We start from the raw sequence: 24,189 nt of genomic DNA, 5'->3' as shown, positions 1-24,189 counted from the left end.
GCGCACCTTGCAGAGCGGGGCCACCCTTCGAGCATGACGCAGACCACTCAGCACACTCCCGAAACCGCCCGGCAGGCCGACCCCTTCCCGGTCAAGGGAATGGACGCGGTCGTCTTCGCCGTGGGCAACGCCAAGCAGGCCGCGCACTACTACTCCAGCGCCTTCGGCATGCGCCTGGTCGCCTACTCCGGACCGGAGAACGGCAGCCGCGAGACCGCGAGTTACGTCCTGGAGAACGGCGCCGCCCGGTTCGTGTTCACCTCGGTGATCCGGCCCACCACCCCCTGGGGCGAGTTCCTCGACCGGCACGTCACCGAGCACGGCGACGGCGTCGTGGACCTGGCCATCGAGGTCCCGGACGCCCGCGCCGCGTTCGCGTACGCCGTCGAGCACGGAGCCCGGCCGCTCACCGAGCCGCACGAGGTGAAGGACGAGCACGGCACCGTCGTCCTCGCCGCCATCGCCACCTACGGCGAGACCCGCCACACCCTGGTCGAGCGCTCCGGCTACGACGGCCCCTACCTCCCCGGCTTCGTCGCCGCGGACCCGATCGTCGAGCCGCCCGAGCGCCGCACCTTCCAGGCGATCGACCACTGCGTCGGCAACGTCGAACTCGGCAAGATGGACGAGTGGGTGGCGTTCTACAACAACGTCCTCGGCTTCACGAACATGAAGGAGTTCGTGGGCGACGACATCGCCACCGAGTACAGCGCGCTGATGTCGAAGGTCGTCGCGGACGGCACCCTGAAGGTGAAGTTCCCGCTCAACGAGCCCGCCGTCGCCAAGAAGAAGTCCCAGATCGACGAGTACCTGGAGTTCTACGGCGGCCCCGGCGTCCAGCACATCGCGCTGGCCACCAACGACATCGTGCGCACCGTACGCACCATGCGCGCGGCCGGCGTCCAGTTCCTCGACACCCCGGACTCCTACTACGACACCCTCGGCGAGTGGGTCGGCGACACCCGGGTGCCCATCGAGACCCTGCGCGAGATGAAGATCCTCGCCGACCGGGACGAGGACGGCTACCTGCTCCAGATCTTCACCAAGCCGGTCCAGGACCGGCCGACGGTGTTCTTCGAACTCATCGAGCGCCACGGCTCGATGGGCTTCGGCAAGGGCAACTTCAAGGCCCTCTTCGAGGCCATCGAGCGGGAGCAGGAGAAGCGGGGCAACCTGTAATCCTCCTCCGCACAGGCTGAGTCGGGGGCGCGAGGAGCTCCTCGCGCCCCCGACTCACAGCGCGTCGGCGGGCAATGGGCCCTCCGTCACCTCGCCCAGGTCCTTCAGCGCCGCCCGCGCCTCGGGCGCCCACAGCGGTGAGAAGGCCGGGTTGACCAGCAGCGCGTCCTGAAGGTGGCGCCGGGCGGACCCGTACCGCTCCAGCTCGTACTCGATCATGCCCCGGTGGAAGGCGTGCAGCGCGCTGCGCACCCCGCCGCCCTTCGCCTTGTCGGTGGCGGTGGTGGCGAAGGTCAGCGCCTCCTCGTCGTCGCCCGCCCGGTGCAGCGCCCAGCCCAGCGCGTCGGCCACCTCGATGCCGGGCTGCCGCTGGTACTCGGCCCGCAGCCGGGTCACCGCCTCCTGCGGGTCCCCGTGGTCCGCCTCAAGACGGCCGAGCACCAGCTCCTCGTCGACCCCGTCGGCCGCCGACTTCTCCGCGCGCTTCCGCACCAGCTCGTACTGCGCCTCGGCGTCCTGGGTGCGGTTCAGTGACTCGTACAACTCGGCGAGTTCCAGGGTGACTTCCGCGCCCGGCCGCTTCGCGAGGGCCGAGCGGTACGCGGTGAGCGCCTCGGGGCCACGGCCCTGCGCGGCGAGGGTGCGGGCCTTGCCGGCGCCCGCCGTCGCCTCGGCCGGGTCCAGGCGGAGGGCTTCTGTGAACTGGCGCAGGGCTTCGGGCAGTTCGCCGCGCTCCCACGCCAACTGGCCTACTCCCGCGCGATAAGCCGCCTGCTCGGCGGGCGTGCCGGCGGACGCCGCCGCGTCCGTCAGCTGGGCCGCCGCGTCCTCGCGCCAGCCCCGGTCCCGGTACACGGCGGAGGCCCGCGCCATCACGGCCGGGCGGTCGGCGGGGGCGGTGCGCAGCGCCATCAGCCTGTCCAGGGTGTTCCGGGCGGCGGTGTAGTCACCGAGCCCGTTGTACGCGTCGATCAGCGGGGGATACGCCGACCACCGCTTCGGGGTCAGCTTCAGCGCCTGCTCGCCGTACCGCTTGGCCGAGGGGAAGTCCCGGCGGGCGTTGGCCAGCGCGGTCATCCCGGCCAGCGCCTCGGCGTTCTTGGTGCCGCGCACCTTCAGCGAGGTGCCGAGCGCCCGCTCGGCGCGCGGGAGGTCGGCCGCGTCGGCCGTGCGCCGGGCCCGCGCCACGTAGGCCGTGCCCAGCACCGCCCAGGCACGCGCGTCGGCGGGCCGGGCCCGTACCCCGTTCTCCTGCCGGGTGATCAGCTCCGTCAGGTCGGGCAGCGCCGCGGGGACCCCGGTGGTGACCGCCGTCAGCGCCCGCGCCTGCGGTCCGGGCGCGGGTGCCGGGGGCCGGTGCCGGGCCCGCTGCGGCGCCTCCTGCGGCAGCAGGGTCAGCGCCGCGCTCGCCGCCGCCCCGCCCGCCACCACGGTGAGCAGCGTGCGGCCCAGCCATCGCCGGGGCCGGTGCGGCGGGGGCTCGGCCACCAGGGACGTACCGGGCTGGGAGTCGCCGTACTGTCTCTTCGCCATGCCGCTCACTGTGCGTCAATATGACGACCACATCCGGTCGGCCCAAGCACGGCGCGTGCGGGGTTCACACCGATGGCCCCGAGTGCCACGCTGTGATCATGAGCCGTATCGAAGCACCCCGTGACGGCGACACCGTGCCCGCCGGGAGTCTCGCCAAAGCGCTGCTGGCGGGGCTGCCCGCCGGGGCCGTGCTGACCGATCCCGACGTCACCGCCTCCTACGCCCATGACATGGCGAGCTTCTGCCCGGCCGGGGCCCCCGCCGCCGTGGTCCTGCCACGCACCGTCGAACAGGTCCAGCACGTGCTGCGCACCGCCACCGAGCTGCGCGTGCCGGTCGTCCCGCAGGGCGCCCGCACCGGGCTGTCCGGCGGCGCCAACGCCACCGAGGGCTGCATCGTGCTGTCCCTCACCAAGATGGACCGCATCCTGGAGATCAGCCCCGTCGACCGGATCGCCGTCGTCGAGCCGGGCGTCGTCAACGCCGTGCTCTCCCGCGCGGTGGAGGAACACGGCCTGTACTACCCGCCGGACCCCTCCAGCTGGGAGACCTGCACCATCGGCGGCAACATCGGCACCGCCTCGGGCGGCCTGTGCTGCGTCAAGTACGGGGTGACCGCCGAGTACGTCCTCGGGCTGGACGTCGTCCTCGCCGACGGCCGCCTGATGTCCACCGGCCGCCGCACCGCGAAGGGCGTCGCCGGGTACGACCTGACCCGGCTCTTCGTCGGCTCCGAGGGCTCGCTCGGCATCGTGGTCCGCGCCGTGCTCGCGCTCAGGCCCAAGCCGCCCCGGCAGCTGGTACTGGCCGCCGAGTTCGCCACCGCCGCCGAAGCCTGCGACGCGGTGTGCCAGGTCATGGCCGGCGGCCATGTGCCCTCGCTGCTGGAGATGATGGACCGCACCACCGTCAAGGCGGTCAACGACTTCGCCCGGATGGGTCTGCCGGAAACCACCGAGGCGCTCCTGCTGGCCGCCTTCGACACCCCCGAGCCCGCCGCCGACCTCGCCGCCGTCGGCGCCCTGTGCGAGGCGGCCGGAGCCACCGGGGTGGTCGTCGCCGACGACGCCGCCGAGTCCGAACTCCTGCTCCAGGCACGCCGGATGTCGCTCACCGCGCTGGAGGCGGTCAAGGGCACCACGATGATCGACGACGTGTGCGTGCCCCGCTCCAGACTCGGCGCGATGCTGGAGGGCGTCGAGCGGATCGCCGCCAAGTACGACCTCACCATCGGCCTGTGCGCGCACGCCGGAGACGGCAACACCCACCCCACCGTCTGCTTCGACGCCCGCGACGAGGACGAGTCCCGCCGCGCCCGCGAGTCCTTCGACGAGATCATGGCCCTCGGCCTCGAACTCGGCGGCACCATCACCGGTGAACACGGGGTGGGCGTGCTGAAGAAGGAGTGGCTGGCGCGTGAACTCGGCCCGGTCGGGCTGGAGATGCAGCGGGCCGTGAAGGGCGTCTTCGACCCGCTCGGCATCCTCAACCCCGGCAAGCTCTTCTGAGCCGGGGCCCCTCACCGGGCCAGCAACTGGTCGAGGGCGTCGTCGATCCCCAGCTGGGCGGCCTCGGCGCCCGGCGGCACCGCACGCAGCGTCCGCTCCAGCCAGGCGGACACCTGTGGGGTGGGCGCCTCCAGCAGGGCGTCGCCGTCCGGCGAGCTGAGCGCCATCAGCACCGCGCTGCGGCCGTTCACCTTCGTCGGCCACACCCGCACGTCCCCGTGCCCGCACGGCCGGAACACGCCCTCCACGAGGAGTTCCCGGGCGAACGTCCAGTGCACGGGGAAGTCGGAGTTGATGTGGAAGGTGATGTGGACCGCGTAGGGGTCGTCGGACCGGTAGGCGAGCCGGGCCGGGACCGGAATGCTCCGCTCGGGCGAAAGGATGAGCTTCAGCTCGAGTTCCCGCTCCACCACCGTGTGCTCCATGATCTGTCTCCTTCTGCTGACCGGGGGCCGCTCGGACGGGCCCGTGCAAGGAGAGAGGGGGCAGGGGCGCGGTCATTACGCGGGTTCCCGGAAATTTTTTTCCAACGGGTGCCGAGGACCCCTGAGGCATCGCCCGGAAGGGGTCGGGTCCGGCCGGAGAGGGGTGTGGGGCGCCCTGGGTCTGATAGATGTGGAGGCTCCCTTCCACCCCCGAGCAGATACGGGACGACGGACATGAGCGCCCCTACGCCGGCCCACGGTGACGACAGGCCCCGTGAGGGCTACTACCCGGACCCGTCCATCCCCGGCTACGTCCGCTACTGGAACGGCGCCGCCTGGGTGCCGGGCACCAGCCGCCCCGCCCCCGCGGACGGCGAGCCGCTCACCGCGCCGTCAACCTCCGGCCCTGCCACGCCCCCTGTGGAGGAGACGGGTCCGCATTTCTTCGACGAGGGCGGCTCCGCCGACGGTCCGGCGGGCCAGGGCGAGGCGCCCCCGGACACGTTCCTCTTCCGGCGGCCGACTCCGGGCCCGGCGGCGGGGGTTCAGCGGGACGATGGGACCATGACGTTCCGGCGGGTGCGGGCGGGCGATGCCGGGGAGGCCGGGGCCGCGAGGACGCCGGGGCAGGCCCCGGGCGCGGCTCAGGGTCCTGTGGGCGGACCGGCGGGATTCGGGGCCGCCCCCGACGCGGACGCCGGGCCGGCCGCCCGGGCAGCCGTCGCACCCCAGGTGCCGGGGCAGTCCGCGCAGGCCCCGGCGGACCCCCGCAGACAGCCCGGCGGGGACTGGCCCGGCGTCCCGCAGCCGGCCGCCCCCGCCCCCGTGACCCCCGTACTCCCGCCCCAGGCCGGAGGCCCCCTCGCCCCCGGACCCGGCGGCGGCCAGGCTTCCTGGGCGCAGCAGGTGCACCACCTGGCCGGGGCCGGCGAGGAGCAGCCCGTCGTGCCGTGGAAGCCGCCGGTGGAGGACCCGTTCCTCGCGGTCGTGCGACGCCAGGCGGCGGCCCGCCCGGCCGGTCTCGGCAAGCGCTTCGCCGCCCGCCTGATCGACAACGTGTTCATCGGCGCCGTGACGGCGGCCGCCGCGGTCCCGCTCGGTGTGCGCGCCGTCGACCATGTGCAGAGCAAGATCGAGGCGGCCCGGCTGTCCGGCCGTACCGTCACCGTCTGGCTGCTCGACGGCACCACCGCCGCCTCCCTGGGTATCGTGCTCGGCGTCCTCCTCGTCTTCGGGGTCGTGTACGAGGTGCTGCCGACCGCCCGTTGGGGCCGCACCCTCGGCAAGCGGCTGTGCGGCATCCAGGTGCGGGACATCGAGGGGCACGAACCCCCGTCCTTCGGGGCCGCGCTGCGCCGCTGGCTGGTCTACAGCGTGCCCGGGGTCCTCGTCATCGGGGTCGTCGGTGTGCTGTGGGGGCTGTTCGACCGGCCGTGGCGCCAGTGCTGGCACGACAAGGCGGCGCACACCTTCGTGGCCGAGTAGGGTCCGGCGGTCCCCCGTACGGCCGCCCGCCGGGTGCGGCGGCGGGGTGTTCGCGGTCGACTCGGTGCCATGAGCAGTGAACCGCCCCCCGGCTCCGGACCGCAGCCCCCCGACGACGACCCGCTGAGGAAGCGGCCCCCGTCGGACCAGGGGTCGGGCTCACCGTACGACCGTCCGTACGGCGCCCAGCAGCCCCCGCCCCAGGGCGGCGACCCCTACGGCTCGGGTGGCCCCTACGGGGGTGGCTCTCAGGGTGGCGGCCCCTACGGAGGCGGCGGCGGTCCCTACGGGGGTGGCCCGTACGGGGGCGGGCCTCAGGGTCCCGGTGGCCCCGGTCGTCCCGGCGACCCCCTCGCGGGCATGCCCCCGCTCGCGGACAGCGGCAAGCGCACCGTCGCCCGCATCATCGACATGATCATCGTCGGTATCGCCGTATGGCTGCTGACCTGGGCGTTCGGGGTGCATCAGTACGACGTGAACGGTGACCGCATGGAGGTCGGCAAGTCGCTCGGCCAGTCCATCATCGCCGCCGTCCTCTACGTCGCCTACGACACCATCCTGATCGCCCGCACCGGACAGACGCTCGGGATGCGCTGGTTCAAGATGCGGGTGGCCAACCTGCACGACGGCGCCACCCCCTCCCCGCAGTCCTCGCTGATCCGGGCGCTGGTGCTGTGGCTGCCGTTCGCCTTCTGCTGCGCCTGTGTCTGGACCGCGATCTGCGGTGGCTGGAGCTACTTCGACCGTCCGTACAAGCAGGGTCTGCACGACAAGGCGGCCAAGACGGTGGTGGTCAGCACCACCTGACCGGACCGGGGCGCGGCGCACCGGAGCGGCGGGCGGGGGAGGAGTCCCCGGCCCGCCGCTCCGGCGTGTGGTCTCTGTCGGCGGCCGCCCCTCAGGAGGCCGCGCGGCCGCGTACCGACTCCGCCGACGCGCCGACGGGACGGCGGCGCGCGGACGCCCGCTCCGCCAGGCGCGCGGGCTCGGCCGGTGCCTGCCCGGCGGCGGCGGACCGGGCCGGGCGCGGCCCCGGCAGCGGCACCGTCATGGCCACGAGCAGCCCGAGGGCGAGCGCGGCCAGCGCGATGACGGCGACACCGAGGCCCGAACCGGTCTGGGACAGGGCCAGCATGGCGACGGTGGAGAGGATCACGGTGCAGGAACCGTAGACGAGCTGTGCGACGGTCGGACGAGGCATGGCAATCGTGTCCTCGGAAGACGGGGGTAGGGGGTGAGCTTCGGCGCCATTTCGACTCTATTCGCGTGCATGCCCGAGTCCTGTGCCAGGTAAGCCCCACCTCACCCCAGGGGGCGGTGCACAGGGGGCGCACGGAGTCATGGTCCACGCCAACTGGGCGTATGCACGCGCCCGTTCAGGGGTCGCGCGCGTTCGTAAAGCGAACGCCGGCTCCGCATAGTGCAGTTGTCCTGCACAAGTCAAGGTCTGTCTTTTCTGCCGAACCTCTAGTCAAATTACGGCACTTGACTACACGCGTTGATCGTGCGCGCACGGAATCTTCCAAGGTCCGGAACCCTCCTGCCGTGCGCGCGGCGCGGGGGAGGATCTCAAGTGACCAGCAGACCCTGGACGTTCAGAGCCACGGCGATAGGCGTGGCCCTCGCGGCGTCGTCCGCCACCTTCGCCACCTTCGCCGTCGCGGAGGCGAGCACGACGCCCCGCCCGGCGGCCGAGAACCGGCACGACCCGGCCCCGGCCGGACAGCGGGAGCACGACCTCGACGGCCCGCTGAGCAAGACCCAGGACGCTCAGCGCCAGGAGGCCCTGAACCAGCTCATCGCCGGCAAGGCAGAGGCGAAGGAGCGCAACGGTTCCAAGGTCGTCCAGCTCAAGAGCAAGAAGGGCGACAGCAAGTACGTCGAGCTGAGCCGGGAGAAGACCGACAAGATCTTCACCATCCTGGTGGAGTTCGGGGACCAGGCCGACCCCAAGTTCGGCGGCACCCCCGGCCCGCTGCACAACAAGATCGCCGCGCCGGACCGCAAGAAGGACAACTCCACGGCCTGGCAGAAGGATTACGACCAGAAGCACTACCAGGACCTCTACTTCGGCACCGGTGACAGGACCGAGTCGCTGAAGAAGTACTACGAGAAGCAGTCCTCGGGCCGCTACTCGGTCGACGGCGAGGTCTCTGATTGGGTCAAGGTCCCCTACAACGAGGCCCGTTACGGCAACAACGCCTGCGGCCAGACCAACTGCACCAGCGTGTGGAACGTCGTCGGCGACGGTCTGAAGTCCTGGGTGGCCGGGCAGAAGGCGGCCGGCAAGTCCGACGCCGCCATCAAGGCGGACCTGGCCAAGTACGACCAGTGGGACCGCTACGACTACGACGGCGACGGCGACTTCAACGAGCCGGACGGCTACGTCGACCACTTCCAGATCGTGCACGCCGGTGAGGACGAGTCTGCGGGCGGCGGCGCCGAGGGCGAGAACGCCATCTGGGCGCACCGCTGGTACGCGTTCGGCACCGACGCGGGCGCGACCGGTCCCACGGGCAACAAGCTCGGCGGCGCCCCGGTCGGCGACACCGGCGTCTGGGTCGGCGACTACACCATCCAGCCGGAGAACGGCGGACTCGGCGTCTTCGCCCACGAGTACGGCCACGACCTCGGTCTGCCGGACGAGTACGACACCGAAGGCGGAGACAACTCCACCGGCTTCTGGACCCTGATGTCCTCCGGTTCCTGGCTCGGCACCGGCAAGGACGCCATCGGCGACCTGCCCGGCGACATGAACGCCTGGGACAAGCTCCAGCTCGGCTGGCTGACCTACGACACCGCCAAGGCGGGCGTCTCCTCCTGGCACAAGCTCGGCCTCGCGGAGTACAACACCAAGTACCGGCAGGCCCTGTTGGTCTCGCTGCCGGACAAGGCGGTCAAGACCGAGATCGTCACCCCGGCCCAGGGCGCGACCCAGTGGTGGAGCGGCAGCGGTGACAACCTCAAGAACACGCTGACCCGTTCGGTCGACCTGACCGGCAAGTCCTCGGCCACGCTGGGCCTGGACGGCTGGTACGACATCGAGTCCGGCTACGACTACCTCTACGCCGAGGCGTCCACGGACGGTGCCAACTGGACTGCCCTGGACGGCACGGTGGACGGCGCGCCGATCCCGCGTGACGGCTCCGACAAGCCCGCGCTGACCGGCACGGCCGACGGCTACAAGAAGCTGTCGTACTCGCTGGACGCCTACGCGGGCAAGAAGATCCAGCTCCGCTTCCGCTACCAGACCGACGGCGGTGTCGCCCTCAAGGGCTTCGCGGCCGACGAGATCACGGTCACCGCGGACGGCACCCCGCTGTTCTCCGACAACGCCGAGGCGGCTGACGCCTCTTGGGCCGCGACCGGGTTCTCCCGCATCGGCGCGTCCTTCACCAAGGACTACGCGCAGTACTACCTCGCGGAGAACCGTCAGTACGTGTCGTACGACAAGACGCTGAAGGTCGGCCCGTACAACTTCGGCTTCACCGGCACCGACCGGCCCGACTGGGTGGAGCACTACCCGTACCAGAACGGCCTGTTGATCTGGAAGTGGGACACCTCCCAGGCGGACAACAACACCAACGCCGACGCGCACCCCGGCACCGGTCTGATCCTGCCCGTCGACGCCCACCCGACCGCGCTGAAGTGGTCCGACGGGACGCTGCTGCGCAACCGGATGCAGGCGTACGACTCGCCGTTCTCGCTCGACTCCACGGACGGCATCACGCTGCACAAGGCGGGCAAGGCGACGAAGATCAAGTCGCAGAAGGGGGTGTCGGTCTTCAACGACCGCACCAACACGTACTACGACCCCTCGAACCCGACCGGTGGCGTCAAGATCACTGACACCAACACCAAGATCAAGATCAAGGAGCAGGCGAAGGACGGCTCCACGATCGAGCTCGAAGTCGGGCCCGCGGTGAAGTAAGCGGCATCTTCGCAGGTCAGAGACGTATCGGCGGTGACCCCCTGGCGGGTCGCCGCCGATCGTGTTTAGGTGCGTCCTGTGGATCGCTTATTGACACCTGAGTGAACGGGGATGTGACCGCATGGCCGCAGGGGGATTCTGCAAGCTGCCGGGTGGGACGGTCGTGGTGGCGCTGAACCTGCCGCACGGCTCCGCCGGTGTGCGGGTTCTGGTGCATGCCGGGAATCGGGCTCGGGCGCTGACCCGGCTGCGTAATCTTGGACTGTGGTCGGTGTACTTGCGGGGCAACGCCGCCCCGCCCACCCCCGACGAGGTGACCGCCGTCCTCCACCACCCCGACGGCCTCATATGGCGCACGGCCCCGGTGGAGGGCACGGGCCTGTGGCGCCCCATCCGAGCGCTGCGATCCTCTGCGGTTCAGCCGTAGTTTTTGGGTGCGGGTCCGTCGTGGCCGGTCGCGCACGGTGGCTACGCGTTTACCACCGGCTTGCCCGTGAGCTGGACGCCGGCCTCGCGCAGCGCTTCCAGGGCCTTGGCCGTGGTCTCCTGGGCCACGCCCGCCGTCAGTTCCAGCAGGACATGCGTGCGGAAACCCTCGTTCGCCGCGTCCAGGGCGGTGGCCCGTACGCAGTGGTCCGTGGCGATGCCCACCACGTCGACCTCCTCGACGCCCCGGGCGCGCAGCCAGTCGGCCAGCGTGGCACCGTTCTCGTCCGTGCCCTCGAAGCCGCTGTAGGCGGCCGAGTAGGCGCCCTTGTCGAAGACCGCGTCCACCGCGCCGGAGGCGACGGCGGGGGCGAAGTTGGGGTGGAAACCCACCCCCTCCGTGCCCGCGACGCAGTGCGCCGGCCAGGAGTTGACGTAGTCCGGGTTGTCGGCGAAGTGGCCGCCGGGCGCGATGTGGTGGTCACGGGTGGCCACCACATGGCGGTAGCCGGAACCGGCCGCCTGGCCGATCAGCTCCGTGATCGCGGCGGCCACGTCGGCCCCACCGGCCACCGCGAGGCTGCCCCCCTCGCAGAAGTCGTTCTGCACATCTACGACGATCAAGGCGCGGCGCATGGTGGTGTCCTTCGAGTGGGGTCCAAGGAATCGAGCCTAGAGACTTCCGGCCTCTTGCGGGAGGGGGCAGTAAGGGGGCGTACGCGGTCCCGCTCTAGCTACCCGAGGGCAGGTGCAGGTACTCCGTCGGAAGGACGGGTTCCCCGCGCGAGAGCTGGGTCGCGGACAGCGGAAGATTCCCCCGCGCCGCGATGTGCCGCGCGCGAGCCGCGTCCAGCGGCTCGCGCGCGACGACCTCGCCGCCCTTGACCAGCTCCACCAGCAACTGCCGGTCGGCCAGCTCGGCCGGCACCGGCCCGGTGCCCACGACCTCGGCCTCCGCGACCCCGTAGGAGTCCAGCCGCCGTGCCGCCCACTTGCGGCCGCCGATGGACGTCTTGCCGCCGGTGGACTTCTTCGCCACCGGCACCAGCGGCGCCGAAGGATCGGCGGACTCCGCGCGGGCGACCAGCTTGTAGACCATCGAGCAGGTCGGGTGCCCGGACCCGGTGACCAGCTGGGTGCCCACCCCGTACGCGTCCACGGGCGCCGCCGCCAGCGAGGCGATGGCGTACTCGTCAAGGTCGGAGGTGACCACGATCCGGGTGTCCCGCGCCCCCAGCTCGTCCAGCTGCTGCCGCACCCGGTGCGCGACCAGCAGCAGGTCGCCGGAGTCGATGCGCACCGCGCCCAGCTCGGGGCCGGCCACCTCCACCGCCGTACGCACGGCCTCCGCGACGTCGTAGGTGTCCACCAGCAGCGTGGTGTCCGCGCCGAGGGCGTCGACCTGGGCGCGGAAGGCGTCCCGCTCCTGGTCGTGCAGCAGGGTGAAGGCGTGCGCGGAGGTGCCCACGGTCGGGATGCCGTAGCGGAAGCCCGCGGCGAGGTCGGAGGTGGTGGCGAAGCCGCCCACGTACGCGGCGCGCGCGGCGGCGACGGCGGCCAGCTCGTGGGTGCGGCGGGCGCCCATCTCGATCAGCGGCCGGCCGCCCGCGGCGGAGGACATCCGGGAGGCGGCGGCCGCGATGGCCGAGTCGTGGTTGAGGATGGAAAGGATCACCGTCTCCAGCAGCACACACTCCGCGAAACTGCCCTCGACCCGCAGCAGCGGCGAGCCGGGGAAGTAGACCTCGCCCTCGGGGTAGCCCCAGATGTCGCCCTGGAAGCGGTAGTCCGCCAGCCACTTCAGGGTCGCCTCGTCGACGATCCCCCGCTCGCCGAGGAAGGCCAGCATCCCGGCGTCGAAACGGAAGTTCGTCACCGCGTCCAGCACCCGGCCGGTGCCCGCGACCACGCCGTAGCGGCGGCCGTGCGGCAGGCGGCGGGTGAAGACCTCGAACACACTGCGCCGCTCGGCCGTCCCGGCCTTCAGCGCGGCTTGCAGCATGGTCAGCTCGTACTGGTCCGTGAAGAGCGCCGTCGACGGGACTTCGACCGGCAGCCCAAGGTCCGCTGTGTTCATGACGACGGATGGTACTCCCATTTCGTCAGTGTGACGATTTCTGGGGTGCGTGGCAGCATGGCTGTGTGACGTCACCCGCGCCCGTAGAGATCGAACGCACCGAATCGGCGGAAGAGGTCTTCGCCGTACCCGAGCCGGACGTCCCCTGGATCACGATCGTCCACAATGATCCGGTCAACCTCATGAGCTATGTGACCTACGTCTTCCAGACGTACTTCGGCTACTCCAAGGACAAGGCCACCCAGCTCATGCTCGATGTCCACCACAAGGGCCGGGCGGTCGTCTCCAGCGGGAGCCGCGAGGAGATGGAACGCGACGTGCAGGCGATGCACGGCTACGGACTGTGGGCCACCCTCCAGCAGGACCGGAAGTAAACCGACACAGATGCCCGGACACTTCGAACCGCTCCCCGGCGGCGGCGCGACCGTCGCGCTCGACGACGTCGAGATCTCCATCATCCGCTCGCTGGCCGTCCAGCTCCTGGAGCTGATCGGCCCCGGCCCGGCCGAGGACGCCGGCGGCGACCCGCTCGCCGAGCTCTTCGCCGAGGGCCCCAGCGAGCCGCCCGCCGACCCGGTGCTGCGCCGGCTGTTCCCGGACGCCTACACCGACCCCGAGCTGGAGCCGGGCGACCCGGCCGAGGCCGAGGAACGGCACGCGCACTCCGCCGAGTTCCGCCGCTACACCGAGAACGACCTGCGCGCCGGCAAGCGTGAGACCGCCCTCGCGGTGATCCGCACCCTGGACCGGATCGCGTCGTCGGCCGAGGGCGGCGAGGCGGTGCTCAAGCTGTCCCCGGAGCAGTCCCGGCAGTGGCTCGGCGCGCTGAACGACCTGCGCCTGGCCATCGGCTCCCGGCTGGAGATCTCCGACGAGGACGACACCGACCCGCTGTACCACCTTCCGGACCAGGACCCGCGCAAGCCCATGGTGCTGGCCTATCTCTGGCTGGGCGGCCTCCAGGAGACCCTGGTCTCGACCCTGATGCCGTAGCCCGATGTCGTAGGGGCGTCCGGCGGTGTCCGTAATGAGCGGACACCGCCGGATTTCGTGTTCGCTCAGAGGACGCTCAACTCCGGATAACGATCGCGTTACCGTTGCGGCCGCTTTTGACGCATTCGGGCGTACTTTGTCCGGTTCTTCCTGTGTGGTGCGCCACAGAGCGCCGCAGGACCCCTCTTTGCTCAATATTGCGGCCGTGATAAATCTTCACGATCGCCCGGCGAACACCATCCATGTTCGGCCGGGTGCGCCACCGAGCCGGCGACCGCCGGCCAGGCACGGGCGGGCTCGCAACCTGCCCACTCCATCAGTTCCGGGGGGATCGAAACCCGATCCGAGGCCGAGGCAAGGCCACGGGTCGGCATGGAGAAAGGCGCACCACCATGGCCTCAGAGAAGGTCACCGAAGCCCCTGAGGAGGGGTACGAGCGCGGGCTCGGCAGCCGGCAGGTCCAGATGATCGCCATCGGTGGCGCCGTCGGAGTCGGTCTGTTCCTGGGAGCCGGGGCGAACATCGCCAAGGCCGGTCCCAGCCTCATCCTCATGTACGCGCTCGCGGGCGCGATCATCTTCTTCATCATGCGAGCCCTGGGCGAGCTGCTGCTCTACCGCCCGGTCTCCGGCTCGTTCGCCGAGTACTCGCGGGAGTTCCTCGGCCCGTTCTTCGGTTACTTCACCGGCTGGACGTACTGGCTGATGTGGGTCGTGACCGGCATGGCCGAGCTGACGGCCGCCGCGATCTACGTCAACTACTGGTTCCCGGCCGTCCCGCAGTGGGTCACGGCACTGGTCTTCCTGGTGGTCCTGTTCGGGGTCAACCTGATCTCCGTGAAGCTCTTCGGTGAGCTGGAGTTCTGGTTCTCGATGGTCAAGGTCACCGCCCTGATCGGCATGATCGTCATCGGCCTCGGCGTGCTGACCTTCGGCTTCAGCGCCGCCGGTGACACCGCCTCGGTGGCGAACCTGTACCAGTTCGACGGCTTCTTCCCCAAGGGTGTCGGCTCCTCGCTGATGACCCTCCAGGGCGTGATGTTCGCCTACCTCGCGGTCGAGCTGGTCGGCGTCACCGCCGGCGAGTCGGAGGACCCGGAGAAGACGCTGCCCAAGGCGATCAACACCCTGCCCTGGCGCATCGCCCTCTTCTACGTCGGTGCCCTCACCGTCATCCTCTGCGTGGTCAAGTGGACCGAGTTCGCGCCGGGCGTCAGCCCGTTCGTGAAGGCGTTCGCGCTGATCGGCATCCCGGCGGGCGCGGCCATCGTGAACTTCGTGGTGCTCACCGCCGCCCTGTCCTCCTGCAACTCCGGCATGTACTCCACGGGCCGCATGCTGCGCACCCTGGCGGACAACGGCGAGGCCCCGCGCGTCTTCGCCAAGCTGTCCTCCACCAAGACCCCGGCGCTCGGCATCTCCATCTCGGTGCTGTTCATGGGCATCGGCGTGGTGCTGAACTACGTCGTCCCGGAGAAGGCGTTCGGCTACGTCACCTCCATCGCCACCGCCGCGGGCATCTGGACCTGGCTGATGATCCTGATCAGCCACGTGCTCTACCGCCGCGCGGTCGTCGCGGGCAAGCTGCCCGCCTCGTCCTTCCCGGCGCCGGGCGGCTCGGTCTGCTCGTACATCGCCATCGTCTTCCTGCTCTTCGTCACCGGCCTGATCGCGTACGATGCCGACTCCCGCGTCTGCCTCTATGTGATGGCGGTGTGGGCCGTCGCGCTCGGCATCGGCTGGCAGGTCATGAAGTCCCGCACGCCGCAGAGCGGCGAGCGTGACGAACCGGCGCTGGAGAAGGTGGGCTGACCCACCAAGGGACCATCCAGGACGCCTGGCCGCCGGGAGTACTCGTGGCACCCCCGGCGGCCGCCGCTCAAGGCGTCCGCCATGCGGGCCGTCCCGTACCGCACTGCGGTACGGGACGGCCCGTCCCCCTATCCTGGCCCGCATGCTGACCATCACCCAGGACCTGTACGACCGGATCGTCGCCCACGCCCGCGAGGACCACCCCGACGAGGCGTGCGGTGTGGTGGCCGGGCCGGAGGGCGCCGGGCGCCCCGAGCGCTTCATCCCGATGCTGAACGCCGCCCGCTCGCCGACGTTCTACGAGTTCGACTCCCAGGACCTGCTGAAGCTCTACCGGGAGATGGACGACCGCGACGAGGAGCCGGTGGTCATCTACCACTCCCACACCGCGACGGAGGCATACCCCTCCCGCACCGACATCGGCTACGCGAACGAGCCCGGCGCGCACTACGTCCTGGTCTCCACGGCGGACTCCGACGGCCTCGGCGACTTCCAGTTCCGTTCGTTCCGCATCCTGGACGGCGAGGTCACCGAGGAGGAGGTCAAGGTCGTCGACGCGTACTGATCCCACTCCCCGGTCGGAAAGTGTCCGCCATCCGGGACAGGATTCCGGAGGGTGGACCGGGAATCGATACGATGAGCCCATGGTTCTGACTGTGGTGCGCGCCTTCTGCTGACGTACCTGGTCCGCAGCCCCGACGACACCTTCCGACAGGAGCCCGCAACCATGGCCATCGAGGTCCGCATCCCGACCATCCTCCGCCAGTACACCGACGGCCAGAAGGCGGTCGAAGGTGCCGGGGAGACCCTCGCCGACCTGTTCGCCGACCTCGAGACCCGGCACGCGGGCATCCAGGGCCGCGTGGTCGACGGCGGGCAGCTGCGCCGCTTCGTCAACGTGTACCTGAACGACGAGGACGTCCGCTTCGTCGACGGCATCGACACCAAGCTGTCGGACGGCGACACCGTCACCATCCTGCCGGCCGTGGCCGGCGGCATGGTCTGACCGGCCCCCGCGCTCCCATGCGTTACGACTCCCCGCTGGCGGCGGTGGGCAACACCCCTCTGGTGCGCCTGCCGCGGCTCTCGCCGTCCCCCGACGTCCGGATCTGGGCCAAGCTGGAGGACCGCAACCCGACCGGCTCGGTCAAGGACCGGCCCGCCCTGCACATGATCGAGCAGGCGGAGAAGGACGGCCGCCTCACCCCCGGCTGCACCATCCTGGAGCCCACCTCCGGCAACACCGGCATCTCGCTCGCGATGGCCGCCAAGCTCAAGGGCTACCGCATGGTGTGCGTGATGCCGGAGAACACCTCCCGCGAGCGCCGTGACCTGCTCGGCATGTGGGGCGCCGAGATCATCCCGTCCCCGGCGGCGGGCGGCTCCAACACCGCCGTCCGGGTCGCCAAGGAGCTGGCCGCCGAGCACCCCGACTGGGTGATGCTCTACCAGTACGGGAACCCCGACAACGCGGGCGCCCACTACGCCGGCACCGGCCCCGAGATCCTGGCCGACCTGCCCTCCGTCACCCACTTCGTCGCCGGCCTCGGCACCACCGGCACCCTGATGGGCGTCGGCCGCTACCTGCGCGAGCAGAAGCCCGACGTGAAGATCGTCGCCGCCGAGCCGCGCTACGACGACCTGGTGTACGGCCTGCGCAACCTCGACGAGGGCTTCGTACCCGAGCTGTACGACGCCTCGGTGCTCACCACCCGTTTCTCCGTCGGCTCGGCGGACGCGGTGGCCCGTACCCGTGAACTCCTCCAGCAGGAGGGCATCTTCGCGGGCGTCTCCACCGGCGCGGTGCTGCACGCTGCGCTCGGGGTCGGCCGCAAGGCGGTCAAGGCGGGGGAGAGCGCCGACATCGTCTTCGTCGTCGCGGACGGCGGCTGGAAGTACCTCTCGACCGGGGTCTACACGGCGGCCACCACGGAAGAGGCGGTCGAGGCCCTTCAGGGCCAGCTCTGGGCCTGATCTTCCTCCGGCCGTTCCTCGCAAGGCTTCTTCCGGTCAAACCCAGGAAGCTCACAAGATCGCGTCAGCCCCCTCCTATGAGGGGGCCAACCGCTTTCTATTGCGGGGCAAAGAATTCCGTGCGGTACTGCCAGGTCTCGGCACCGCGGGGCTACGTTCCTCCCGCGATCTGTCATGTCACGTTCATCGACATGCCGGACGTCTGAGAGTGTCATGCTCATGACCGCGTGCCCTGCCGCCGCTACGCGCGTCACGTGCCTGCCAATCCAGTGCGAGAACCCCACTTCCCATGGAGGCAGTTCCCCATGCGTGAGTCACGCACCGGCGGGCGGAGACGGAGTCTGCCCAGACTCCTCGCCGTCGCCCTCCCCACCCTCGCCCTGTCCGTCGCCGGATTCACCGCGGCCCCCACGGCCTCGGCCGGACCCGCCACCGCGGCCATGTCCCACGCCACCTCGCGCGCCACCCAGAACCACAAGGCGCTGACCGACCCGGATCGGCAGACCTTCCACCCCACCGGCAAGGCCGGCCAGAAGGTCCCCACCGCCCATCTGTGCGCCACCGCGAAGCCCGGCCACGCCTCCTGCTTCGCCCAGCGCCGCACCGACATCAGGCAGCGGCTCGCCGCCGCGGTCGCCGCCGCCACCCCCTCCGGCCTCTCCCCGGCCAACCTGCACAGCGCCTACAACCTGCCCTCCACCGGCGGTTCCGGCATGACGGTCGCCGTGGTCGACGCCTACAACGACCCCAACGCCGAGGCCGACCTGGGCACGTACCGCTCCACCTACGGCCTGTCCGCCTGCACCAAGGCCAACGGCTGCTTCAAGCAGGTCAGCCAGACCGGCTCCACCACCTCGCTGCCCACCAACGACACGGGCTGGGCGGGTGAGGAGGCGCTGGACATCGACATGGTCAGCGCGGTCTGCCCCAACTGCAAGATCATCCTGGTCGAGGCCAACTCCGCCAACGACACCGACCTCGGTATCGCCGAGAACGAGGCCGTCTCCCTCGGCGCCAAGTTCGTCTCCAACAGCTGGGGCGGCTCAGAGGCGTCCGGCCAGACCACCGAGGACACCCAGTACTTCAAGCACCCGGGCGTCGCCATCACCGTCTCCTCCGGTGACTCCGCCTACGGCGCGGAGTACCCGGCGACCTCGCAGTACGTGACCGCCGTCGGCGGCACTGCGCTGACCACCGCGTCCAACTCCCGCGGCTGGAGCGAGTCCGTCTGGCACACCAGCGCCACCGAGGGCACCGGCTCCGGCTGCTCCGCCTACGACCCGAAGCCGGCCTGGCAGACCGACACCGGCTGCGCCAAGCGCATGGAGGCCGACGTCTCCGCCGTCGCCGACCCGGCCACCGGCGTCGCCGTCTACGACACCTACGGCGGCTCCGGCTGGGCGGTCTACGGCGGCACAAGCGCCTCCGCCCCGATCGTCGCCGGCGTCTACGCCCTCGCGGGGACCCCGGGTGCCACGGACTACCCGGCGCAGTACCCCTACAGCCACACCGCGAACCTCAACGACGTGACCAGCGGCAGCAACGGCTCCTGCTCCACCTCGTACTTCTGCACCGCGCGCGCCGGTTACGACGGCCCGACCGGCTGGGGCACCCCCAACGGCACGGCCGCCTTCGCCTCCGGCGGCGGCGGGGGCGGTGGCACCTGCACCCCGGCGCAGCTCCTCGGCAACCCCGGCTTCGAGTCCGGCAGCACCACCTGGACCGCCAGCAGCGGGGTCATCAACAACGACAGCGGCGAGGCCGCGCACACCGGTTCGTACAAGGCGTGGCTCGACGGCTACGGCTCCAGCCACACCGACACGCTCTCTCAGTCGGTGACCATCCCCGCCGGCTGCAGGGCCAGCTTCACCTTCTACCTGCACATCGACACCGCCGAGACGGGCAGCACCGCGTACGACAAGCTGACCGTGACCGCCGGTTCGACCACCCTGGCGACCTACTCGAACGTCAACGCCGCCTCCGGGTACGCGCAGAAGACCTTCGACCTGTCGTCCTTCGCGGGCCAGACGGTCACCGTGAAGTTCAGCGGCGTGGAGGACTCCTCCCAGCAGACCAGCTTCGTAGTGGACGACACCGCCGTCACCACGAGCTGAACCGCACCAGCACCCCCGTCCCGCGCGCGGAAGCCGTCCGCGCGCGGGACGCGCGCGTTCCCCGGGAGCCGATCGCGCCGGTGGCACGTCACATCACCAGCGGTGCCGAACGGCACCGGCCACGACGGAGAGGCGGACCCCATGCGCCGTACGACGTCCCGCGCCCTCGCGGCGACGGCCCTGCTCCTGCTGCTCGTGGGCTGCGGGGGCGAGTCCACGCCCTCGGCCTCCGCCAGGCCGTCCGCCGTGCCCTCGCGCTCCGGCGGCTGCGCGGACCAGGTGCGGCTGACCTCCGCCGCCGCAGGGAAGACCGTTTGTCTCGAGCGGGGCGGCGAGCTGCGGCTCACCCTCGACGGCACCAAGTCCCGCGCCTGGGAGCCGGTCCGGGTGAGCGGCGACGCGCTGACCGCGATCAACACCGGGATCGTCCTCCAGCCCGGCGACGCCACCGCCGCCTACCGTGCCGCCGCCACCGGCACCGTCCACCTGACGTCCAGCCGCCCGCTGTGCGCCCGGCCCACCACACCGGGCGGGGTCTCCTGCAAGGGCATTCAGGAGTTCCGCGTCACCGTGCGGATCGGCTAGCTCCCGGCGGCCGGTTCGGTCAGCGCCTCGATCAGATGCGGGGTGACCTAGCGCGCCAGGCGGCGCACCTGGTCCCACAGGGCCGGGTCGACGGTACCCACCCGGCGCCGGAAGTCACGCAGGCGCACCTCGCGCAGCTCGTCGGTGCGCAGGAAGCTGGGGCGGCCCCGGGCGTCGCCCACCGAGCCGGGCGGCAGCGGGATGACGCCGGCGCGCTGGTCGTGGTCCTTGCTGGTGATCTTTGCGACCGTGACCCGGTCGCCGCGCACGGACAGCACCAGACACGGCCGGTCCTTGGACTCCGGCCGGTCCTCGTAGGGCACGTCGGCCCACCAGATGTCGCCCGGCCGCGGACGGTCCGTCAGAGTCCGTGCCCGGTCCCGCGGTCGGGGCCGCGGTGCGGGCCGGCCGGGTGGCCGCAGCCGCCGCCCGCGCTGCCGGTGTCCCCGCCCCCAGCCGTCCACCAGCGTGGCGACCAGGGCCAGCAGGAGCACCGCCACCAGCGCCAGCCACCAGGTCGTGTCCATGCGGAGGACGTTACCGGCGTGCGCCGCCCGCCGCGCGCCCTTGAGTCATCCCCATGCGCCCCCGGTCCAGCCGAACCGGTGACAGCACAGGTGAGTTCGCCCACAACGGCCCCTGGCGGAGGAGCGACCCGCGCTTTCGCGCCTTACGCTCGACAAACCGCACAACCATGCCCTGCTGCTTCCCGACCCGCTTCTGTCCACGGAGGTTTCCGCTCCATGAAGCTCACCGTCGTCGGCTGCTCGGGGTCGTTCCCGTCCGCGGAATCGGCCTGTTCGAGCTACCTCGTCGAGGCCGACGGCTTCCGGCTGCTTCTCGACATGGGCAACGGCGCCCTCGGCGAGCTGCAGCGCCATGTCGGTCTCTACGACCTCGACGCGATCTTCCTCAGCCATCTGCACGCCGATCACTGCATCGACATGTGCGCGTACTTCGTGGCGCGCTACTACCGGCACGACGGCGGCCGCTGCGAGCCGATCCCGGTCTACGGCCCCGAGGGCACCGAGCACCGGCTGACCACGGCGTACGCCGACACGCCCTCGGCGTCGTCCATGAGCGAGGTCTTCGACTTCCACACGGTCAAGCCGTCCACGTTCGAGATCGGCCCGTTCACCGTGCACACCGAGCGGGTGCGGCACCCCGTCGAGGCGTACGCCATCCGGATCGAGCACGGGGGCAAGTCCCTGACGTACTCCGGGGACACCGGGGTCAGCGGGGCGCTGGACGAGCTGGCGCGGGACGCCGACCTGTTCCTGTGCGAGGCGGCGTTCACGCACGGCAAGGAGAACATCCCCGACCTGCACCTCAACGGCCGCGAGGCCGGGGAGACGGCCACCCGGGCGGGCGCCCGCATGCTGGTCCTGACCCACATCCCGCCGTGGACCGACCCCCAGGTCAACCTCGCCCACGCCCGCGAGACGTTCAGTGGACGGGTGGAGCTGGCGGTGCCCCGCATGACGTACGAGCTGTAGCCCCGAGCACGACGAAGGCCCCGGAACCTCGAAAGGTTCCGGGGCCTTGCGCGTAGACCGGCCGGGTTACTTGGCCTCGGCCTTCTGGAGTTCGGCCAGCTCCTCGTCGGACTCGCGGCCCGGCGTGGGGAGGTTGAACTTGGTGATGGCGAAGCGGAAGACGACGTAGTAGACGACCGCGAAGCACAGGCCGACCAGGACCAGGCCCCACGGGTTGGAGGCGATGCCCAGGTTCAGGCCGAAGTCGATCGCGCCGGCCGAGAAGCCGAAGCCGTCCCGCATGCCCAGCGACCAGGTCAGTGCCATGGAGACACCGGTGAGCACCGCGTGGATCGCGTACAGCACCGGGGCGATGAACATGAAGGTGAACTCGATCGGCTCGGTGACACCGGTGAAGAACGAGGTCAGCGCGAGGGAGAACATCATGCCGCCGACGACCTTGCGGCGCTCGGGGCGGGCGCAGTGCACGATGGCGAGGCAGGCGGCGGGGAGCGCGAACATCATGATCGGGAAGAAGCCGGTCATGAACTGGCCCGCGGTCGGGTCACCGGCGAGGAAGCGCGCGATGTCGCCGCTCTTGCCGTGGTAGTCGCCCGCCTGGAACCACGGGAACGAGTTCAGCAGGTGGTGCATGCCGATCGGGATCAGCGCGCGGTTGGCGACACCGAAGATGCCCGCGCCGACGGCGCCCGAGCCGACCAGCCACTCACCGAAGCTGTGCAGGCCCGTGCCGAGCACCGGCCAGATGTAGCCGAAGACGATGCCGATGAGCAGACCGGCGAGCGCGGAGAGGATCGGCACCAGGCGGCGGCCGCCGAAGAAGCCGGCCCAGTCGGGCAGCTTGGTGCGGTAGAAGCGCTGGTAGAGCAGGGCGACCACGATGCCCATCACCACACCGCCGAGGACCTTGGCGTCCACCGGGGCGTTCACCATGACGACCTTGCCGTCGACGGCGGTCGCCACCTTCGGCAGGTTCTTGTCGGTGAACGTGGCCAGCACGTTCTTGAAGACCAGGTAACCGACGACCGCGGCGAGCGCCGTGGAGCCGTCCGACTTCTTGGCGAAGCCGATGGCGATGCCCACCGCGAACAGCAGCGCCATGTTGTCCAGGATCGCGTTGCCGCCCGCGGCCATGAAGGATGCGATCTTGGTCAGGAACGCCGGGTAGGAGGGGTCGCCCAGCATGTCGGGGTTGCCGAGCCGCACCAGGAGGGCGGCGGCGGGAAGCACCGCGACCGGCAGCATCAGGCTGCGGCCGATCCGCTGCAGGACGCCCATCACCTTGGCGCCCTTCTTACTCTCGGCCGGGGGCGCGGCGCTGGCCGTGGTCACAACTTCCTCCAGATGGGCAGGGCGCCGCCCTGGGACCATGGAAGGGGACGGCAGCGTCTGTGGTCTACACCACTTGTGGTGTAGACCTGTTGTAGCACGATGGCACGAATATAAGGAACCCGTGAAATCTGCGACCGCAGAGCTACACGGTGTGCGCGGCCCGAGAGTTGCGGGGGGCGGTTTGGTGGGGTTCCCCTTGGTGGTGTAGACCAGTCTGCGGACGTTTGGCGTTCGGATCAGGGAGAAGGAACATGGCCACCAAGGCTGAGAAGATCGTCGCCGGGCTCGGCGGCATCGACAACATCGACGAGATCGAGGGCTGCATCACCCGCCTGCGGACCGAGGTCCACGACGCCTCGCTCGTCGACGACGCCGCCCTGAAGGCCGCTGGCGCCCACGGTGTCGTGCGGATGGGCACCGCCATCCAGGTCGTCATCGGCACCGACGCCGACCCGATCGCCGCGGAGATCGAAGACATGATGTGAGCCTCGGGCTCACCGGCACGAGGGGCTTCTCCCCATGGGGGAGGAGCCCCTCGCGTCACTCCCGATAGGCTCATCCGCATGTCTCGAATCGACGGCCGCTCCCCCGAACAGCTCCGCCCCGTCACCATCGAACGCGGCTGGAGCAAGCACGCCGAGGGCTCCGTCCTCGTCTCCTTCGGCGACACCAAGGTGTTCTGCACCGCCAGCGTCACCGAAGGCGTCCCCCGCTGGCGCAAGGGCAGTGGCGAGGGCTGGGTCACCGCCGAGTACTCCATGCTGCCCCGCTCCACCAACACCCGCGGCGACCGCGAGTCCGTCCGGGGCAAGATCGGCGGGCGCACGCACGAGATCTCCCGCCTCATCGGCCGCTCGCTGCGCGCCGTCATCGACTACAAGGCGCTCGGCGAGAACACCATCGTCCTGGACTGCGACGTCCTCCAGGCCGACGGCGGCACCCGCACCGCCGCCATCACCGGCGCCTACGTCGCCCTCGCCGACGCCATCGCCTGGGCCCAGCGCAAGAAGCTGATCAAGGCCAACCGTCAGCCGCTCACCGGCACCGTCGGCGCCGTCTCGGTCGGCATCGTGGACGGCGTCCCGCTGCTCGACCTCTGCTACGAGGAAGACGTGCGCGCCGAGACCGACATGAACGTGGTCTGCACCGGCGACGGCCGCTTCGTGGAGATCCAGGGCACCGCCGAGGCCGCGCCCTTCTCCCGCGACGAACTGAACGCCCTGCTCGACCTGGGCGTCGCCGGCTGCGCCGAACTCACCGAGTTCCAGCGGGCCGCCCTCGCGCTGACCCTGCCCGAGTAGGACCAAGCCCGAGTAGGAC

24 protein-coding genes are annotated in these 24,189 nt (G+C 70.8%); 17 read left to right on the top strand and 7 right to left on the bottom strand.

From position 1 onward, the window contains the following. The first annotated feature begins 33 nt into the window (after positions 1-33). Positions 34-1,179: a 4-hydroxyphenylpyruvate dioxygenase gene (gene hppD, locus ACIGA3_RS05055; protein ID WP_399710616.1), complete on the top strand. Its 1,146-nt coding sequence runs from the start codon at positions 34-36 to the stop codon at positions 1,177-1,179. A 54-nt stretch (positions 1,180-1,233) separates the two neighbouring features. Here hppD and ACIGA3_RS05050 read toward each other — a convergent pair whose 3' ends face one another. Beyond that, the gene (locus tag ACIGA3_RS05050) at positions 1,234-2,712 is read right to left on the bottom strand and encodes a tetratricopeptide repeat protein (RefSeq protein WP_399710615.1); all 1,479 of its coding nucleotides are present in this window, start codon (positions 2,710-2,712) and stop codon (positions 1,234-1,236) included. A gap of 92 nt (positions 2,713-2,804) precedes the next feature. On the opposite strand from ACIGA3_RS05050, the gene ACIGA3_RS05045 reads away from it, so the two are divergent. Beyond that, complete coding sequence (locus ACIGA3_RS05045; RefSeq protein WP_399710812.1) at positions 2,805-4,220, top strand: FAD-binding oxidoreductase; 1,416 nt, start codon at positions 2,805-2,807, stop codon at positions 4,218-4,220. An 11-nt stretch (positions 4,221-4,231) separates the two neighbouring features. Here ACIGA3_RS05045 and ACIGA3_RS05040 read toward each other — a convergent pair whose 3' ends face one another. Next, positions 4,232-4,645, bottom strand: coding sequence for an SsgA family sporulation/cell division regulator (locus tag ACIGA3_RS05040; protein ID WP_399710613.1), 414 nt, complete (start codon positions 4,643-4,645; stop codon positions 4,232-4,234). A gap of 234 nt (positions 4,646-4,879) precedes the next feature. On the opposite strand from ACIGA3_RS05040, the gene ACIGA3_RS05035 reads away from it, so the two are divergent. After that, a complete protein-coding gene (locus ACIGA3_RS05035) occupies positions 4,880-6,130 on the top strand; it encodes an RDD family protein (RefSeq protein ID WP_399710611.1) in 1,251 nt (416 codons plus the stop codon). Between the two features lie 69 nt (positions 6,131-6,199). After that, complete coding sequence (locus tag ACIGA3_RS05030; RefSeq protein WP_399710609.1) at positions 6,200-6,937, top strand: RDD family protein; 738 nt, start codon at positions 6,200-6,202, stop codon at positions 6,935-6,937. A gap of 91 nt (positions 6,938-7,028) precedes the next feature. On the opposite strand, the gene ACIGA3_RS05025 is transcribed toward ACIGA3_RS05030, so the two are convergent. Then, the gene (locus ACIGA3_RS05025; RefSeq protein WP_399710607.1) at positions 7,029-7,331 is read right to left on the bottom strand and encodes a hypothetical protein; all 303 of its coding nucleotides are present in this window, start codon (positions 7,329-7,331) and stop codon (positions 7,029-7,031) included. 372 nt (positions 7,332-7,703) lie between these two features. On the opposite strand from ACIGA3_RS05025, the gene ACIGA3_RS05020 reads away from it, so the two are divergent. Both ACIGA3_RS05020 and ACIGA3_RS05015 read left to right on the top strand, forming a co-directional pair. Then, on the top strand, positions 7,704-10,061 hold the full coding sequence (locus ACIGA3_RS05020) for an immune inhibitor A domain-containing protein (RefSeq protein WP_399710605.1): 2,358 nt from the start codon (positions 7,704-7,706) through the stop codon (positions 10,059-10,061). A 121-nt stretch (positions 10,062-10,182) separates the two neighbouring features. Further along, positions 10,183-10,488: a hypothetical protein gene (locus tag ACIGA3_RS05015; protein ID WP_399710603.1), complete on the top strand. Its 306-nt coding sequence runs from the start codon at positions 10,183-10,185 to the stop codon at positions 10,486-10,488. 41 nt (positions 10,489-10,529) lie between these two features. Here ACIGA3_RS05015 and ACIGA3_RS05010 read toward each other — a convergent pair whose 3' ends face one another. Together ACIGA3_RS05010 and ACIGA3_RS05005 are read right to left on the bottom strand one after the other, a co-directional pair. After that, positions 10,530-11,123: an isochorismatase family protein gene (locus ACIGA3_RS05010; RefSeq protein WP_399710601.1), complete on the bottom strand. Its 594-nt coding sequence runs from the start codon at positions 11,121-11,123 to the stop codon at positions 10,530-10,532. 94 nt (positions 11,124-11,217) lie between these two features. Then, on the bottom strand, positions 11,218-12,564 hold the full coding sequence (locus ACIGA3_RS05005; protein ID WP_399710599.1) for a nicotinate phosphoribosyltransferase: 1,347 nt from the start codon (positions 12,562-12,564) through the stop codon (positions 11,218-11,220). Between the two features lie 8 nt (positions 12,565-12,572). Between ACIGA3_RS05005 and clpS the strand changes: the two genes are divergently transcribed. From clpS to ACIGA3_RS04965, 8 genes are all read left to right on the top strand, one after another. Continuing rightward, positions 12,573-12,938, top strand: coding sequence for an ATP-dependent Clp protease adapter ClpS (gene clpS, locus ACIGA3_RS05000; protein WP_399710597.1), 366 nt, complete (start codon positions 12,573-12,575; stop codon positions 12,936-12,938). A 10-nt stretch (positions 12,939-12,948) separates the two neighbouring features. Continuing rightward, positions 12,949-13,557, top strand: coding sequence for a DUF2017 domain-containing protein (locus ACIGA3_RS04995; RefSeq protein WP_399710595.1), 609 nt, complete (start codon positions 12,949-12,951; stop codon positions 13,555-13,557). A 392-nt stretch (positions 13,558-13,949) separates the two neighbouring features. Then, positions 13,950-15,368: an amino acid permease gene (locus tag ACIGA3_RS04990; protein ID WP_399710593.1), complete on the top strand. Its 1,419-nt coding sequence runs from the start codon at positions 13,950-13,952 to the stop codon at positions 15,366-15,368. 142 nt (positions 15,369-15,510) lie between these two features. Next, entirely contained in the window at positions 15,511-15,933 is a 423-nt protein-coding gene (locus ACIGA3_RS04985) for a Mov34/MPN/PAD-1 family protein (protein WP_399710592.1), read from the top strand. A gap of 162 nt (positions 15,934-16,095) precedes the next feature. Beyond that, positions 16,096-16,374 (top strand): MoaD/ThiS family protein, encoded by a 279-nt coding sequence (locus ACIGA3_RS04980; protein ID WP_399710590.1) that lies wholly within the window; start codon positions 16,096-16,098, stop codon positions 16,372-16,374. Between the two features lie 17 nt (positions 16,375-16,391). Continuing rightward, positions 16,392-17,342 carry a PLP-dependent cysteine synthase family protein gene (locus ACIGA3_RS04975; protein ID WP_399710588.1) on the top strand — a complete coding sequence of 317 codons (951 nt, stop codon included), beginning with the start codon at positions 16,392-16,394 and terminating at the stop codon, positions 17,340-17,342. Between the two features lie 305 nt (positions 17,343-17,647). Then, positions 17,648-19,456 (top strand): hypothetical protein, encoded by a 1,809-nt coding sequence (locus ACIGA3_RS04970; protein WP_399710586.1) that lies wholly within the window; start codon positions 17,648-17,650, stop codon positions 19,454-19,456. Between the two features lie 141 nt (positions 19,457-19,597). Next, positions 19,598-20,041, top strand: coding sequence for a hypothetical protein (locus ACIGA3_RS04965; RefSeq protein ID WP_399710584.1), 444 nt, complete (start codon positions 19,598-19,600; stop codon positions 20,039-20,041). 47 nt (positions 20,042-20,088) lie between these two features. Here the strand turns inward: ACIGA3_RS04965 and ACIGA3_RS04960 are convergent, their stop codons facing one another. Continuing rightward, the gene (locus ACIGA3_RS04960; protein ID WP_399710582.1) at positions 20,089-20,568 is read right to left on the bottom strand and encodes a type II toxin-antitoxin system PemK/MazF family toxin; all 480 of its coding nucleotides are present in this window, start codon (positions 20,566-20,568) and stop codon (positions 20,089-20,091) included. 216 nt (positions 20,569-20,784) lie between these two features. Here ACIGA3_RS04960 and ACIGA3_RS04955 point away from each other — a divergent pair, with 216 nt between their 5' ends. After that, complete coding sequence (locus tag ACIGA3_RS04955) at positions 20,785-21,537, top strand: MBL fold metallo-hydrolase (protein WP_399710580.1); 753 nt, start codon at positions 20,785-20,787, stop codon at positions 21,535-21,537. Positions 21,538-21,603: 66 nt separating this feature from the next. Here the strand turns inward: ACIGA3_RS04955 and ACIGA3_RS04950 are convergent, their stop codons facing one another. Then, positions 21,604-22,869, bottom strand: a complete 1,266-nt coding sequence (locus ACIGA3_RS04950; RefSeq protein ID WP_399710578.1) for a PTS transporter subunit EIIC — start codon at positions 22,867-22,869, stop codon at positions 21,604-21,606. 251 nt (positions 22,870-23,120) lie between these two features. Here ACIGA3_RS04950 and ACIGA3_RS04945 point away from each other — a divergent pair, with 251 nt between their 5' ends. Continuing rightward, positions 23,121-23,354 carry a glucose PTS transporter subunit EIIB gene (locus tag ACIGA3_RS04945; RefSeq protein WP_399710576.1) on the top strand — a complete coding sequence of 78 codons (234 nt, stop codon included), beginning with the start codon at positions 23,121-23,123 and terminating at the stop codon, positions 23,352-23,354. A gap of 78 nt (positions 23,355-23,432) precedes the next feature. Next, positions 23,433-24,170 carry a ribonuclease PH gene (rph, locus tag ACIGA3_RS04940; RefSeq protein WP_399710574.1) on the top strand — a complete coding sequence of 246 codons (738 nt, stop codon included), beginning with the start codon at positions 23,433-23,435 and terminating at the stop codon, positions 24,168-24,170. Positions 24,171-24,189 lie beyond the last annotated feature (19 nt).

The organism is Streptomyces sp. NPDC085596 (assembly GCF_044541565.1).
Classification (GTDB): Bacteria; Actinomycetota; Actinomycetes; order Streptomycetales; family Streptomycetaceae; genus Streptomyces.
This window is presented reverse-complemented; position numbering and strand designations above follow the sequence as displayed.